The sequence below is a fragment of the Halosaccharopolyspora lacisalsi genome, from assembly GCF_014137975.1.
Taxonomy (GTDB): Bacteria; Actinomycetota; Actinomycetes; order Mycobacteriales; family Pseudonocardiaceae; genus Halosaccharopolyspora; species Halosaccharopolyspora lacisalsi.
This window is the reverse complement of the sequence record NZ_JACGWZ010000007.1, coordinates 191,037-206,196: the sequence shown is the minus strand read 5'-3', so window position 1 is coordinate 206,196 and position 15,160 is coordinate 191,037. Positions and strand designations below refer to the sequence as shown.

Sequence of the window (15,160 nt, the reverse complement as noted above, 5' to 3'; positions counted from 1 at the left end):
GAGGCGTCGGGACTGGGAGCATACGTGTTGTTACTACTCGGTAGGTAGTGTCTTTATGGCTTGTTTTCACATCAGCGGTCGTGGCTTCGGCGCCCTTGAGCTCCGCGACCGTGCTGAACGGTGACTTTTCACACCTTCCGTGATGCCCGGGATTCGGCGGTGTGGTTCGTTCGCCGAGGCAGAATCGTTGAGGTCCGACGGTGGGAGGCGAGGCGAATGGCCGAGCACGAGGTGACCCTGATGGTTCGCGCGGAGTGCCACGCGTGCGACGTGGCCGCGGCGGACGTTCGGCGCATCTGTGATCAGGTGGGTGTGCCGTGGCGGGTCGAGGACGTGGACGGGGACGCGGAACTCCGCGCGGAGTACGGGGACCGTGTGCCGGTGATCCTTGTCGATGGTTCTGAACACGGGTACTGGAAGGTCGAGGAGGAGCGCTTCCGAGCGGCGCTGGCTCGCTGATCCGGGACTGGCGGCGATGCGTCACCGCAGTCGCTTACGGGGATCCACTGACCTGTACGTGCCTGTTGACCACACGTTTTGGCACGTCGGGACATGTCGGGGATGATGCCGGGGAGGCGTGTGGGGCTGCTTACGCTTCCCCCCGATGACTTTGTGCATGTGTTCACAAATAGCTACGGTGGGATCGTGCTGTCGGATTTCGTCGTGGAGACGATCGGGGCGGAGTGGATGACGGCGTCTCCGAATGGTGGCGACGCCACGGTTGCGCGGTCGGAGACGTACTCGGCCTGGAGCGTCGAGAGTTCCGTACGACTCGAAAGTTCCGTCGAGTGAAGTCTCGGCCACGGACAAGCAGTAGGCAGGCAAGGGAGAGCCAGCGTGACGGCCCATGAGCAGGGCGTGCGAAGCGACAGCGTGCGGGCCACGGCCGATGCCTCCTCGGAGCAGCAGCAGTCGCGGGAAACCGTCGAGGTTCCCGCCGCGAGAGCTCGTGCCCGAGAGATCCCGGAGGCCGCGGTCGCGCGTCTGGCCGTGTATCTGCGGGTACTTTCCGGGTTGGCCGACCAGGAGATGACCACTGTTTCCAGTGAGGAGCTGGCCGCTGCTGCCGGAGTGAACTCCGCCAAGCTGCGTAAGGACCTGTCTTACATCGGTTCTTACGGCACTCGCGGAGTGGGCTACGAGGTGGCGGTACTGATCGGGCAGATCGAGCGCACCCTCGGGTTGACGCGCAAGCACAGCGTGGCCGTGGTCGGTATCGGCAACCTGGGGCACGCCCTGGCCAACTACGGGGGCTTTCCCGGTCGCGGGTTCCCGGTCTCGGCGCTGTTCGACCTCGATCCGGACCTGATGGGAGTACCGGTCGGCGGGATACCCGTCGACCATATCGACGACATCGTGGAGGTGTGCGCCGAACGCGAGGTCACGATCGGAGCGATCGCCACCCCGACCAAGGGGGCGCAGGATGTCTGTGATCGTTTGGTCGAGGCGGGAGTCAGGTGCATCCTGAACTTCGCGCCCGTCGTCCTGCAGGTGCCTGACGAGGTCGAGGTGCGCAAGGTCGACTTGGCCGTGGAGATGCAGATCCTGTCGTTTCACGTGGCCCGCCGTGGTTCGGAGACCACGGAAGACGTCGATTCTGGGGGGGCCGAAAACGATACGGGTGGTGACGTCGCCGGATCACCGGCGGCGAGCCGACACATGAGCGCCGGGGCCGCCCCGGTGGACGGGATGGTGGTTCGACCGTGAACCTGCTCACCATCGGGCTGTCGCACAACAGCGCACCGGTGCGGACACTGGAACGGGTGTCGGTCGGAGCCGACGATGTGCCCAAGCTCCTGGACGAGTTCCTGCACAGCGAGCACATCTGCGAGGCCCTGCTGGTCTCCACCTGCAATCGCGTCGAGATCCACGTGGTTGCCGAGACGTTTCACGGCGGCTTTGACGACGTGACTTCCGTACTGGCCAGACATGCCGGCACCGAGATCTCGGAGCTGGCTGAGCACCTGTACGTGTATTACGCGGGTGCGGCTGTGGAACACCTGTTCTCGGTGGCCGCGGGGTTGGACTCGATGGTGGTGGGCGAAGCCCAGATCCTCGGTCAGCTGCGACACGCTTACAACGTTGCCACCGAAGCGGGCAGCGTGGGCAAGACGCTGCACGAACTGGCTCAGCAGGCACTGCGTGTCGGCAAACGAGTTCACTCCGAGACGGGCATCGACTCCACCGGCGCCTCCGTCGTCTCGGAGGCCCTGGCCGACGCCGAGTCCGTGCTCGGTGAGTTACGAGGCCGCAGCGCGCTGTTGGTCGGTGCCGGTTCCATGGGGGCGCTGGCCGCTGCTCAGCTGAAACGCGCCGGCATCGGTGAGATGGTGATCGCGAACCGGACCGCGGCCAACGGTCAACGGCTGGCGGACTCGCTTCGCGAAGAGGGCGTGGCATCACGGACGGTCGCCCTCGACGACCTGCCCTCCACCCTGGCCGCGACCGACCTGGTGGTGACGTGTACCGGTGCGGTCGGTGCCGTGGTCACGGCCGATGTGGTCTCCGAGGCGTTGCCCGGCAGAACTGCTCCGCTGCTCATCTGCGACCTCGGGCTTCCCCGGGACACCGCCCCCGAGGTCACCGAGTTGCCGGGGACCACGGTCGTGGATCTGGAATCACTGCAACAGCGGCTCGCCGAGAGCAACGGAAGCAGTGAGTCCGACCGGGCGTCGGGGATCGTGGCCGAGGAAGTGAAGGCGTACCTGGCCGCCCAGCGTTCCGCCGAGGTGACACCGACCGTCACTGCGCTGCGCCGACGTGCCGCCGAGGTGGTCGACAGCGAATTGCTGCGGCTGGACTCGCGCTTGCCCGAGCTGGATGAAGCGGTACGCGACGAGCTCACTCGTACCGTTCGGCGCGTCGTGGACAAGTTGCTGCACGCCCCGACGGTGCGGGTCAAGCAACTCGCCTCGGTACCGGGCGGCTCCGGCTACGCCGATGCCCTTCGCGAGCTTTTCGAACTTGATCCGCAGACCGCCGCGGTGATCGGTACCCCACAGGGGGTCGACGAATCGCAGTCGTCCGCTCCGGAGACCGGCATGTCGGTCTCGGCCGGACAGGCCTCGGCTCTGCTGCGTGAACAACCTGGACAGGACGGTGAGAACCGTTGAACAAGACACTTCGCATCGGCACCCGGGGCAGTGCCCTGGCGATGTCTCAGAGTTCGACAGTGGCCGATGCGCTGGAGCGGGCCGGCTACGCTACCGAGTTGGTCCGGGTCGCCACCTCCGGCGACCGCTCGATGGCGCCGATCACCGAGATCGGCGTCGGTGTTTTCACCTCGGCACTGCGTGAAGCTCTCGCCAACGGCGAGGTCGATGTCGCGGTGCACTCTTACAAGGATCTGCCGACGGCACCGGATCCTCGCTTGTCGCTGGCTGCCGTTCCCTCGCGGGAAGACCCGAGGGACGCGCTGGTGGCACGGGATGGTCTGACGCTCGGTGAACTACCGCCGGGCTCCGCTGTGGGCACCGGTTCGCCGCGCCGCGCCAGCCAGCTCGAAGCCCTCGGCTCCGGTCTGGTCGTGCGGGGCATCCGCGGCAACGTGGACACTCGAATGCGCAAGGTGACCGACGGCGAGCTGGACGCCGTCGTGCTCGCCCGCGCCGGTCTGGCCCGAGTGGGCCGACTCGAGGTGATCACGGAATCGCTCGATCCACTGCAGATGCTGCCCGCACCCGCTCAGGGTGCGTTGGCAGTGGAATGTCGCGTCGATGATGTGGATACCGAGCATTTGCTGCAGTCCGTGATGGACGATCCGGCCAGCCGCGACGCGGTGGCCGCCGAGCGCGCCATGCTCGCCGCGCTCGAGGCCGGCTGTAGTGCACCCGTTGGTGCGCTGGCCGGAGTGACGGAGGACCCCGACGAGGATGGTCGCGTGGCGCGGCGACTGTCCATGCGTGGGGTGGTGGCGACCGAGGACAACGCGTTGCTGCACGCTTCCGTTACTGGTGAGACGACCGCCGCCGAGCAGCTGGGCCGTGATGTGGCCGCCCAGCTGCTCGATGCCAGGGCCGCACTGCTCAGTGGTCCTGGACAGTAATTGATGGGGAGTGCCCTGATGACCCGAGCACGTAAGACCCCCGGACGGGTTGCTTTCGTGGGCTCCGGTCCCGGTGATGCGGGACTGCTCACCGTCCGGGCCCGGCATTTGCTCACACACGCTTCGCTCGTGGTGACCGATCCGGATGTTCCCGCCGATGTGGTCGGCCTGGCCGACGAGGGCGCCGAGGTACGTCCCGCCGTGGGTGATCCTTCGGACGTGGCTGCCAACCTGGCCGGTGAGGCCAGGACGGGCCGGCCCGTGGTGCGGCTCGTCGGTGGTGATCCGCTGACCTCCGACGCGGTGGTGCGTGAAGTGCACGCCGTGTCCAAGACCGATGTGGCCTTCGATGTGGTGCCCGGCGTCACTCCCGGTACCGCCGTTCCGGCATACGCCGGGGTGGCGCTGGGCGCGGTGCACACCGAAGTCGACGTGCGGGGCGAGGTGGACTGGGCGGCACTGGCTGCCGTTCCGGGCACCATCGTGCTGCACGCGGCGGGGAGCCACCTCGCGGAGGCTGCCTCGGCGTTGGTGGAGCACGGTGTGGCTCCGCAGACGCCGGCGGCCGTGACCACTGCCGGAACTTCGGTGTCCCAGCGCACGATCGACACCACGCTTGCTTCGCTGGCTGCCGACGCCGGAGAGCTCCAAGGAGATCTCGTGGTGACGATCGGTCTCGCCGCGGGCAATCGGGGACCGTTGTCGTGGTGGGAGTCGCGTTCCCTCTACGGCTGGAAGGTGCTGGTGCCGCGCACCAAGGAGCAGGCCGGCTCGATGAGCGAGCGGCTCTGGTCGCACGGCGCGGTCTCGCACGAGGTGCCGACCATCTCGGTCGAGCCTCCGCGGAGCCCGGCGCAGATGGAGCGCGCGGTCAAGGGCCTGGTCGACGGTCGCTACCAGTGGGTCGTGTTCACCTCGACCAACGCCGTGCGCGCGGTGTGGGAGAAGTTCCACGAGTTCGGTCTGGACGCACGTGCGTTCTCCGGCGTCAAGATCGCGTGCGTGGGGGAGTCGACCGCGGACAAGGTGCGCTCGTTCGGGATCACACCCGAGCTGCTGCCTTCCGGGGACCAGTCGAGCGCAGGCCTGCTGGAGGACTTCCCGCCGCATGACGACGTCCTTGACCCGGTGGCCCGGGTCCTGCTTCCCCGCGCCGACATCGCGACCGAGACGTTGTCCGCCGGGCTGTCCGAGCGTGGTTGGGAAGTCGACGACGTGACGGCCTACCGCACGGTGCGGGCCGCACCGCCGCCGGCGGAAACCCGTGAAATGATCAAGAGTGGCGGCTTCGACGCGGTGTGCTTCACCTCGTCCTCGACGGTGCGCAACCTCGTCGGGATCGCGGGTAAGCCCCACGCTCGCACGCTCGTGTCCTGCATCGGACCGAACACGGCCGAGACCGCCAAGGAGTTCGGCCTCCGGGTCGACGTACAACCCGAGGTGGCTCAGGTCCCCGCTCTGGTGGATTCGTTGGCCGAGCACGTCGCGCGGCTGCGGGCCGAGGGCGCACTGCCACCGCCGAAGAAGGCCAAGCGCGCGCGTCGCTCCTGACCGGAGAGAGGCGTCCGAGGGCTGCCTCGGACGCCTCCTCGCCGAGGACGAGGCCACGGGAAAAATCGTGTCGTGAGGTGTTTGCTGTATGTATCCGTCGCATCGCCCGCGTCGGCTGCGCCGTAACGCCGCCGTTCGTCGCCTGGTCTCGGAGACCACCGTCGAACCCAGGCATCTGGTACTACCGGTCTTCGTGCGGGAGGGGATCACCGAACCCGTCGGGATCTCGTCGATGCCGGGTGTCGTGCAGCACACCAGGGATTCCCTGCGCAAGGCCGCGGTGGAAGCGGTCGAGGCGGGTGTGGGTGGCCTCATGCTCTTCGGGGTGCCACAGCGGCACGATGCCGTGGGCTCGGGTGCCACCGATCCGAACGGCATCCTCAACCTCGCGCTGCGCGACGTGGCCGCAGAGGTCGGCGACGACACGGTGATCATGGCTGACACCTGCCTGGACGAGTTCACCGACCACGGGCACTGCGGGGTGCTGGACTCGCGGGGCAACGTGGACAATGACAGCACCCTGCGGAGGTACGCCGAGATGGCGTTGGCCCAGGCCGAGGCGGGGGCGCACGTGCTCGGCCCGAGCGGGATGATGGACGGTCAGGTCGAGGCGATCCGGGAGTCGCTGGACGCGAACGGGTTTCTCGACACCTCGATCATGGCCTACTCGGCCAAGTACGGTTCCGCGTTCTACGGTCCGTTCCGCGAGGCGGTGGACTCCCAGCTGCAGGGGGACCGCAAGACCTACCAGCAGGATCCGGCCAACGGGCGTGAGGCCCTGCGCGAGACCGCTCTGGACCTCGACGAGGGCGCGGACATGGTGATGGTCAAGCCGGCGATGTCCTTCCTGGATGTGCTCGGTCGGGTCGCGGAGTCCTCGAGCGTTCCGGTGGCCGCCTACCAGGTCTCCGGTGAGTACTCGATGATCGAGGCGGCCGTCGGGAACGGCTGGCTGGACAGGCGCGGCACGGTACTGGAGTCGCTGACCTCGATCCGGCGCGCGGGAGCCGACATCGTGCTGACGTACTGGGCGGTGGAAGCCGCCAAGTGGTTGAGCGGCACTTCGTCGAGTGAGCAGGGGTCGACGTGACCGGGACGCAGCGGCCGGGGTGGATGGACGTTTTCGGCCGACCGGCTCCCTCGGCCGGGCCGGAACCACCGCAGCAGGTGTTGCTGGCCCGGTGGGCGTGGATCGCCGGACTCGTGGTCTGGTTGGTTCGCTCGGTGATCCAGCTTACCGATCGGCGGATGCTGGTCGATCAGCTGCGGCGGATGGCTCCGGAACTGACGCAGAGCGAGGTGGACGCCGCGGCCAACAGCGCCACCCTGTTCTCCCTGCTGCTCGCGTTGTCGATCGGTGCTGTGGGACTGATGCTGGTGCGGCGGATGCTGTGGGGACGCAACTGGGCACGGATCCTGATCACCGTGGTCACCGCGTTCAGCGTGGTGAGCACGGCGCTCGCGCTGGTGGGCATCGCCACGTTGGGACCTGCCGTGCCTGTACGGGTGGATGTCGTGAACATCCTGCTCAGCGTGGTCGTCGCCGGAATCAGCGTGGCGGTGCTGGTGTTGCTGTGGCATCCTGCCTCGAACCGGTACTTCCGCGCCGCGGCGGTCGCGCGAGGTGGTCGCTCGGTGGTCACTTGAGCGGCTCGCGAGGCTGCCGTCGGTGGTTGTCGGTGCGGACGATGTAGCCGTGCGGTAACGGTGATCGAGGTTGAGTGGACACGTGTGCTGGCGGTTTTCTACTGTTTGACGTGTGACGTCGCCACAGGATCCCTGGCAGCAGGGCCAACAACAGGGCCAGCAGTACGGCCAACAACCCGGGGGGTACCAACAGCAACCCCAGCAACCGGGACACCCGCAGCAGGGCACACCGTCGGGAGGTTTCCCCCAGCAGCCCGGCCATCCCCAGCAGGCGGGTTATCCGCAGGCCAACCCGTATGCGGCTCCCCCGGTGTCGTCGCAGGAGACGGCCGAGGTGCCCCGGCCGAGCACGGTCGACGCGGCCTTCTGGATCGCTGTCGTGGTGCCCGTGGTGGCCACGGTGCTGACCGTGGTGAACTTCGTGCTCGTGATGGACCTCGTGAACGGCATGATGTCCGCCGAGTTCAGTGATCTGAACACTCAGAACGCCGAGACGGCCCGGAACGTCGCCAGATCCATCGTGCTGGGTATGGGGATCTTCATCGCCTTTTGCTACGCGATCCTGACCGGGCTCTGGATCCTGTTCGGGTTCAAGATGCGTGCCGGACGCAATTGGGCGCGGATCACGCTGACCGTGTTCGCGGGCATCTGGTGCCTGTCCGCGATAGGCGGTCTGGTCAGCGGCGCCGGAGGTGTCATGGGCATGTCCCAGCTTCCGGAAGGGGCCGAGCTGCCGAGCGGTCTCGTGATCCTCGGGTACGTGCAGTCCGGCCTCGGTCTGCTGACCATGGCCGCCTTCCTGGTGCTGGTCTACCTGAAACCCTCGAACTGGTACTTCCTGGCCACCCGGCACCGGCAGGGACGGTGATGGATTCCTCGAACGACGACAGCGACGCCGGACCCCCACCGCGTGTGCTTCGTGCCGCACTCGGCATCTGGTGTGCGTTGGGGGCGTTCCTGCTGCTCCGGGCCGCGCTGGCCTGGAGCGGGCAGGCGATGTTGCGGCGGATGCTGGTCGAGCGGCAGTCCCTGCCCACCGAGCAGGCGGGGTCGGCCGCGACGACGCTGCTGCTGGTGAACACGGGCATCGCCGTGGTGCTCGCCGTCGGTTACGGCGTGTTGGCCTGGTTGATGCTCCAGCGCAAGTCGTGGGCTCGGCTTGCCGTGACGGCGTTGGCGATCGCGCACCTGGCGTTGGTGCTGGTCATGGCTTCGGTAACGGCTCAGCACGTCATCGTGCTGCTGCTGGCGGTCGCGGGGTGGGCGTGCAGCTGGCGCGGGTCGAGCTCGCGGTGGTTGGCCGGTGAACACCACTGACCGTGGTACGGCGTGGGAGGCTGATCGTGTGAGCGATGCCGACAGCGGCCCCGCGGCGAAGTCGGAACCGGACCAGGCTCGTCCGGAAGTAAGTACCGGCCCCCGTCGGCTATGGGCGGTCGTGCTCGTCGTGATGGAACTGATGGTCGTGGCGGTACTGGTGGTGGGGGCGTTCCGGATGTGGGGACGGGCGGTCGTGCCGATCGAGCTGTCCCAGCTGCACGGGCGCACGGTCACCCGGATGACGGGGAGCTGGGTCGCGTTCTCCTTCGCCGCGGCGACAGTGGCCGGATTGCTGCTGATGGACGCGGCACGGCGAATCCTGCCGACCCCGAGGGGGTGCTCCCGCCGAGACGGGGAGGCGTGAGCTGGGGCGAATGGCAGACTGGCAGACTGGAAGCGTGACAGCCGAGACTCCTGCGAACTCGACATCGAACCCGAGCACGGACTCCGCGCCACGGTCGCGGCAGCTGTTCGACCGCGCGGAGGCGGTGATTCCCGGCGGCGTGAACTCGCCGGTGCGGGCGTTTCACTCGGTCGGCGGTACACCGCGGTTCATGGTCCACGGCGAGGGGCCGTACCTGTCGGACGTCGACGGCAATCGGTATGTGGACCTGGTCTCCTCCTGGGGGCCGATGATCAACGGGCACGCCCATCCGGACGTGGTGAGCGCGGTCCGCGAGGCGGCGGTCGAGGGACTGTCGTTCGGGACCCCGGGAGTCGGCGAGATCGACCTCGCGCAGGAGATCATCGATCGGGTCGAGCCGGTCGAACACGTCCGGTTGGTCAACTCCGGTACCGAGGCGACGATGAGCTCCGTGCGCCTGGCCCGCGCCTTCACCGGCCGCGGGAAGGTGGTCAAGTTCGCGGGTTGTTACCACGGTCACGTGGACTCGCTGCTGGCCGGAGCGGGTTCCGGCGTGGCCACGCTGGGACTGCCCGCCACACCGGGCGTCACGCAGGCGCAGGCCGAGGACACGATCGTGCTGCCCTACAACGATGTCGAGGCCGTGCGAGAGGCTTTCGCCCAGCACGGTGACGACATCGCCTGCGTGATCACCGAGGCGGCGGCGGGCAACATGGGCGCGATCGCTCCGCAGCCCGGTTTCAACGCCGCGTTGCGTGAGATCACGCGGTCGGCCGGTGCTCTGCTGGTGATGGACGAGGTCATGACCGGGTTCCGCGTCTCCGCGGCGGGGTGGTACGGCATCGACGGTGTCGCCGGTGACCTGTACACCTTCGGCAAGGTCATGTCCGGTGGTCTGCCCGCGGCCGCCTTCGGCGGACGTGCCGATGTCATGGACATGCTCGCGCCGTCGGGGTCGGTGTACCAGGCGGGCACGCTGGCCGGAAATCCGGTCGCCGTGGCCGCGGGGCTGGCGAATCTGCGTGCGGCCGACGCCGACGTCTACGCTGCCCTGGACCGCAACTCGCGGCAGCTCGGTGAGCTGCTCGGCTCCGCGCTGACGGCCGAGGGCGTGCCGCACCAGGTCTCGTACGCGGGCAACCTCGTCAGCGTGTTCTTCAGCGAGTCGCCGGTCCACGACTTCGCCTCGGCACAGGCACAGCAGACCTGGCGCTTCCCGGCGTTCTTCCACGAGCTGCTGCGGCGCGGTGTTTATCCGCCGCCGAGCGCGTTCGAGTGCTGGTTCGTGAACGCGGCGATGGACGATGCCGCGTTCGAGACGATCGCCGATGCCGTGCCGCATGCCGCCGCAGCGGCTGCCGCCGCGAGCGCTCCGGAGGCCGTGCGTGAGCGGTGATACGACCGTGGTGCATTTCCTGCGTCACGGTGAGGTGCACAATCCCGAAGGCATTCTTTACGGCAGACTCCCGGGATTCCGGCTGTCGGAGGAGGGCCAACGCCAGGCGAAGCTGGTCGCCGAGTTCCTCGCCAAGCGCGACGTCTCCTACGTGGCCGCCTCGCCGATGCAGCGCGCCCAGCAGACGGCCGCACCGATCGGTGAGGTTCATCAGGTCGAGGTGGCCACCGACGAACGACTGATCGAGGCGGAGAACCGCTTCGAGGGGCACAAGGTCGCGGTCGGCGACGGGGCGCTGCGTTATCCGCGGCACTGGCCGAAGCTGTGGAATCCCTTCCTGCCCTCCTGGGGCGAGCCTTACCTGGACATAGCGCACCGGATGCTGGGAGCGGCCCACGCGGCGCGTGCCGAGGCGGGCGGGCACGACGCCGTGTGCGTGTCGCACCAGCTGCCGATCTGGACGCTGCGCCGCTTCCTGCGTGGCAGGCCGATGTGGCACGACCCGCGTAAGCGGCAGTGCTCGCTGGCCTCGTTGACGAGCCTGGTGTTTCGGGACGAGGCGCTGGAACGGGTGGCCTACTACGAACCCGCGGGTGAGACCGCGCCTGGAGTGGGTGGGGCATGAGACGAGTGGCGCGTGTGCTGGCGGCATCGTGCGTGGCGGTGTTGATGCTGGTCGCCGGCTGTGGAACCGGTGGGGGGTCCGGCGACGGGGAGTACTCGTTCGTTTCCCCCGGCGGCAAGACACGGCTGTTCTACCCACCCGACGAACGCGGTCGACTCACCGGTCTGAACGGGGAGTCCCTGTTGAACCCCGGTGAGAAGATCCGGCTCTCCGACTTCCGCGGGCAGCCGGTGGTGCTCAATGTCTGGGGTTCGTGGTGCGGGCCGTGTCGTTCCGAGATCGATGACCTGAAGGCCGTGCAGTCCAGATTGGGCGACCGAGTTCGGGTGCTCGGCATCAACGTGCGCGATGAGCGCAGTGCCGCCTCGGACTTCGTGCGCAATCACGGTGTCAACTACCCGTCGATCTACAGTCCTTCGGGGCGTGCGCTGCTGGCGTTGGACGGCTTCCCCCGAAGCACCGTGCCCGCCACGATCGTGCTCGACCGTCAGCACCGGGTCGCGGCCGTCTACCTGACGGAGATCACGCGGGCCGGACTGCTTCCCAAGGTGCGCACGATCGTCCAGGAACCCTCCGGGGCGAAGTGATCCGATACTGTCCGTGTCTCCCCTGATCATGGCGGCAAGTTCCTTACGTCGTGTTCGGGCAGGTCGGTAGGGACGAAGGTCCTTCACGGGCCGAACACCGTGGTGTTTCGGCTCACCAGGGGTGCTGCGTTGCGTGGTGGAGGTCTTGCCTACCCTCGAACCGTGGATCCCGCCGCGCTCGCTTCCTCCGGACCGCTGGTACTGGCGCTCGGAGTTGCCGCACTCGCCGGTGCGATCAGTTTCGCGTCCCCGTGCGTCGTTCCGCTGGTGCCGGGATATCTCGCTTATCTCGCGGGGATCGTGGGGGCGGAGACTCCGGCCGTGGATGCGACCGAGGCCGCACGCAATCGCCGGGGACGCTGGCGTGTCGGCGGTGTGGCGGTGTTGTTCGTCCTCGGCTTCACCGTCGTGTTCGCCGCCGCGACGCTGCTCGTGCTCGGGGTGTCCGACGCGCTGCTGGCCAACCAGCCGCTGTTGCGCCGTATCGGTGGGGTCGTGACCGTGGCGATGGGGCTGGTTTTCCTCGGTATGATCCCGGCGCTGCAGCGCGACGTCCGGATACATCGTGTTCCGAAGGCGGGCGTGTGGGGAGCCCCCCTGCTCGGCGCGGTGTTCGGGCTGGGATGGACCCCGTGTCTGGGTCCGACGTTGACCGCGGTCATCTCACTCGCCTACACGACCGAGACGAACTGGTTGGCGCTGCGTGGTGCCGTGCTGGTGCTTGCCTACTGCTTGGGCCTGGGAATCCCGTTCGTGCTGCTCGCCCTGGGGGCGAGGTGGGCCGTACGCAGCGCGGGGTGGTTGCGGCGGCACGGCCGTGCCATCCAGATCGCGGGTGGAGCGTTGCTCGTGATCGTGGGTCTGATGTTGGTCACCGGACTGTGGGGGGAGTTGATCGCGGTGCTCCGTGGCCCGATCGCCGGTTTTGAGTTGCCGATCTGATGCGTGGTTCCGTGTTCTCCGACGCTCTTGCCTTCCTGCGCAACACTTGGCGCGGTCTGACGTCGATGCGTACCGCCCTGGTGCTGCTGTTCCTGCTCGCGTTGGCCGCGCTGCCGGGTGCGTTGCTGCCGCAGTGGTCGACGAGCCGCAACGGTGTGCAGGACTACTTCGACAAGCATCCGACGATCGCGCCCGTCCTGGACGAGCTCGGCGCGTTCAACGTGTTCGGCTCCGTGTGGTTCTCGGCGATCTACGTGCTGCTGTTCGTGTCGCTGGTCGGGTGCCTGGTGCCCCGAACCGGGGAGTACCTGCGCAACATGCGCGCCAGGCCGGTGCGTACGCCTCGCAACCTCGCGCGGATGCCGCACCACTCGCAGGCCACTGTGGACAGTTCGGTCGACGAGGCGATCGCCGTGGCGCGCAAGAGGCTGCGGGGATGGCGCGTCGACGAGCGAGACGAGGGCAACGGCACGCGCTCGCTCAGCGCCGAGCGCGGCTACCTGCGCGAGGCGGGCAACCTGGTGTTCCACTTCGCTCTGCTGGGGCTGCTGGTCGTGATGGCCGCCGGGGCGATGTACGGCTACGAGGGCCGCGTCATCGTGAAGGCCGACGGTTCGAGCTTCTGCAACTCGGGCACGTACAACTACGACTCGTTCGAGCCGGGACTGCGGGTCGACGGCACCGGCCTGAACCCGTACTGCGTCCGGGTCAACGACTTCGACGTGAAGTACCAGCCCAACGGTCAGCCCAAGAGCTTCCACGCCGACGTCGACTACCAGGCGGGCGAATCCCTGGACAACGACGTGTGGAAGCCCTACGGCCTGAAGGTCAACGAGCCGCTGCGGCTGGCCGGTGACCGGGTGTACCTCACCGGGAACGGTTATGCTCCGGTGTTCACGGTCACTTTCCCGAACGGTGCGAAGCGCACCTCGTCGGTCCAGTGGAAGCCGATGAACATGCAGACGTTCCTGTCGCAGGGGGCGACCAAGTTCAGTCCTCCCGGTATGCCCGACGAGCAGCGGCGGCAGCGCAACCAGCTGGCGATCACGGGGTTGTTCGCTCCGACGGCCTCCTTCGAGGGCAAGGTGCTGAGTTCGAAGTTCCCGGACCTGCGGGATCCGGCCGTGGCCATCGACGTGCTCAAGGGACAGCTCGGGATCGCGACCGGCGAGGGGCAGTCGATCTTCAGCATCGACCAGTCGATGGTGGAGTCGGGCAAGCTCAACCGGGTGGCCCGGGAGAACCTGCGCGTTGGTGAGCAGCTCCGGCTCGACGACGGCACCGTGATCCACTTCGATGGCGTGAAGCGGTTCGTCAACCTCCAGATCGCCCACGATCCGTTCCAGGAGTACGCCCTCGTGTTCGCGATCGCGATCATCGTCGGTCTCGGTGCCTCGCTGAGCATCAAGCGGCGACGGATCTGGGTCCGTGCCGGGCCGACCGACGGTGCCGCGAGAACTTCCCCCGACGGAAGTGGCACGGCACCCACGAGTACCTTGATCGAAGTCGGTGGGCTGGCACGGACCGACCAGGCCGGCTACGGCGAGGAGTTCACCAAGCTCTCGGGTGATGTGCTCGGCAAGAGCGGTCACCATTCCGCTCCCGAGGACTCGCACGGTTCCGCGTCCGCGCGCGAAAGGAACAGTTGATGCCGATCAACCAGACATTGTCCGGCTACAGCGACATCGCCTTCACGACTACGGTCGCTCTTTACCTCGTGGCGATGCTGCTGTACTTCGTCGAGTTCGCGTACGGCAAACCCCGCCGGGCGGTTCGTGAGCGTGAGTCCGAGCTGACCGCCGTCGGGGGTGCTGGTGGTGCGGTCCCGTCCACGACGGCGAAAACCCCCGGGCGGGTGGAACCGGAGCCCCGGCGCCCTCTCCCCGAGCGATTCGGCGGCATGGCCGTCGCGATGACCGTGCTGTCCCTGCTCGTGCACGCGTTCTCACTGGTAACTCGTGGGTTGGCCGTGGGGCGAGTGCCGTGGGGCAACTTGTACGAGTTCGGCTCCGCGATCTGCCTGGTCGCCGTGGTGGCGTGGCTGGTCCTGCTGTATCGCCAGTCGCGACCGGTGCGCAAGTCGACGACGTCGACCCAACTCCGCGGCCTGGGCGGCTTCGTACTGCTGCCCACGGTGCTGTTGCTGTTCCTGTCGGGAACGGCGCTCTACGCCAGGGCTTCTCCGCTGCCACCGGCCCTGCAGTCCTACTGGATCTGGATCCACGTCTCCGCCGCCATCGTTTCCAGCGGTGTCCTGCTGTTCGCCGGTGTGGCCAGCGTGCTGTTCATGTTGCGGGTTCGGCACGAGAACAACCCGCTCAAGATGGTGCGCTTCGGCAGCCGCCTGCCCAACAGCCAGACGCTCGACCGGTTGGCCTATCGCACCACCGTGCTCATCATGCCGGTGTGGACCTTCGCGATCGTGGCCGGTGCCATCTGGGCCGAGGCCGCATGGGGACGTTTCTGGGGATGGGATCCGAAGGAGACCAGCGCATTCATCGCCTGGGTCTTCTACGCGTGCTACCTGCACGCCCGCGCGACCGCAGGTTGGCGGGGAACGCGTGCCGCGTGGGTCAACATCCTCGGGCTGGCCGCCATGCTGTTCAACCTGCTCTTCGTCAACCTCGTCATCCCCGGTATGCACTCCTACTCGGGGCTCTGAACCGCGACGTTGTCCGGGATG

General features: G+C 67.6%; 16 protein-coding genes. All 16 read left to right on the top strand.

Going from position 1 to position 15,160, the window contains the following annotated elements; all coding sequences use genetic code 11:
- Positions 1-216: 216 nt before the first annotated feature.
- Positions 217-459, top strand: a complete 243-nt coding sequence (locus FHX42_RS21980; protein ID WP_182546344.1) for a glutaredoxin family protein — start codon at positions 217-219, stop codon at positions 457-459.
- Positions 460-960: 501 nt separating this feature from the next.
- Positions 961-1,707, top strand: coding sequence for a redox-sensing transcriptional repressor Rex (locus tag FHX42_RS21975; RefSeq protein WP_407926314.1), 747 nt, complete (start codon positions 961-963; stop codon positions 1,705-1,707).
- Positions 1,704-3,113 (top strand): glutamyl-tRNA reductase, encoded by a 1,410-nt coding sequence (locus FHX42_RS21970; protein ID WP_182546342.1) that lies wholly within the window; start codon positions 1,704-1,706, stop codon positions 3,111-3,113. The genes FHX42_RS21975 and FHX42_RS21970 overlap by 4 nt, the downstream gene beginning before the upstream one ends.
- On the top strand, positions 3,110-4,045 hold the full coding sequence (gene hemC, locus FHX42_RS21965) for a hydroxymethylbilane synthase (protein WP_182546341.1): 936 nt from the start codon (positions 3,110-3,112) through the stop codon (positions 4,043-4,045). The genes FHX42_RS21970 and hemC overlap by 4 nt, the downstream gene beginning before the upstream one ends.
- Positions 4,046-4,063: 18 nt before the next feature.
- Positions 4,064-5,596 carry a bifunctional uroporphyrinogen-III C-methyltransferase/uroporphyrinogen-III synthase gene (locus FHX42_RS21960; protein WP_182546340.1) on the top strand — a complete coding sequence of 511 codons (1,533 nt, stop codon included), beginning with the start codon at positions 4,064-4,066 and terminating at the stop codon, positions 5,594-5,596.
- Between the two features lie 88 nt (positions 5,597-5,684).
- The gene (gene hemB / locus FHX42_RS21955) at positions 5,685-6,686 is read left to right on the top strand and encodes a porphobilinogen synthase (protein WP_182546339.1); all 1,002 of its coding nucleotides are present in this window, start codon (positions 5,685-5,687) and stop codon (positions 6,684-6,686) included.
- Positions 6,683-7,243: a hypothetical protein gene (locus tag FHX42_RS21950; protein ID WP_182546338.1), complete on the top strand. Its 561-nt coding sequence runs from the start codon at positions 6,683-6,685 to the stop codon at positions 7,241-7,243. Before hemB ends, FHX42_RS21950 begins: the two co-directional genes overlap by 4 nt.
- A 112-nt stretch (positions 7,244-7,355) precedes the next feature.
- Positions 7,356-8,111 (top strand): hypothetical protein, encoded by a 756-nt coding sequence (locus tag FHX42_RS21945; RefSeq protein WP_220480697.1) that lies wholly within the window; start codon positions 7,356-7,358, stop codon positions 8,109-8,111.
- Positions 8,111-8,560: a hypothetical protein gene (locus FHX42_RS21940; RefSeq protein ID WP_182546337.1), complete on the top strand. Its 450-nt coding sequence runs from the start codon at positions 8,111-8,113 to the stop codon at positions 8,558-8,560. The genes FHX42_RS21945 and FHX42_RS21940 overlap by 1 nt, the downstream gene beginning before the upstream one ends.
- A gap of 28 nt (positions 8,561-8,588) precedes the next feature.
- Positions 8,589-8,927 (top strand): hypothetical protein, encoded by a 339-nt coding sequence (locus FHX42_RS21935; RefSeq protein ID WP_182546336.1) that lies wholly within the window; start codon positions 8,589-8,591, stop codon positions 8,925-8,927.
- Between the two features lie 34 nt (positions 8,928-8,961).
- Complete coding sequence (gene hemL / locus FHX42_RS21930) at positions 8,962-10,323, top strand: glutamate-1-semialdehyde 2,1-aminomutase (protein ID WP_328796632.1); 1,362 nt, start codon at positions 8,962-8,964, stop codon at positions 10,321-10,323.
- Positions 10,313-10,948, top strand: a complete 636-nt coding sequence (locus tag FHX42_RS21925) for a histidine phosphatase family protein (protein ID WP_328796630.1) — start codon at positions 10,313-10,315, stop codon at positions 10,946-10,948. Before hemL ends, FHX42_RS21925 begins: the two co-directional genes overlap by 11 nt.
- Positions 10,945-11,535 (top strand): TlpA family protein disulfide reductase, encoded by a 591-nt coding sequence (locus FHX42_RS21920; RefSeq protein ID WP_182546333.1) that lies wholly within the window; start codon positions 10,945-10,947, stop codon positions 11,533-11,535. The genes FHX42_RS21925 and FHX42_RS21920 overlap by 4 nt, the downstream gene beginning before the upstream one ends.
- A 162-nt stretch (positions 11,536-11,697) precedes the next feature.
- On the top strand, positions 11,698-12,477 hold the full coding sequence (locus FHX42_RS21915; protein ID WP_182546332.1) for a cytochrome c biogenesis CcdA family protein: 780 nt from the start codon (positions 11,698-11,700) through the stop codon (positions 12,475-12,477).
- Positions 12,477-14,126, top strand: a complete 1,650-nt coding sequence (gene resB, locus FHX42_RS21910) for a cytochrome c biogenesis protein ResB (protein ID WP_182546331.1) — start codon at positions 12,477-12,479, stop codon at positions 14,124-14,126. Before FHX42_RS21915 ends, resB begins: the two co-directional genes overlap by 1 nt.
- A complete protein-coding gene (ccsB, locus tag FHX42_RS21905; protein WP_182546330.1) occupies positions 14,126-15,139 on the top strand; it encodes a c-type cytochrome biogenesis protein CcsB in 1,014 nt (337 codons plus the stop codon). The genes resB and ccsB overlap by 1 nt, the downstream gene beginning before the upstream one ends.
- Positions 15,140-15,160 lie beyond the last annotated feature (21 nt).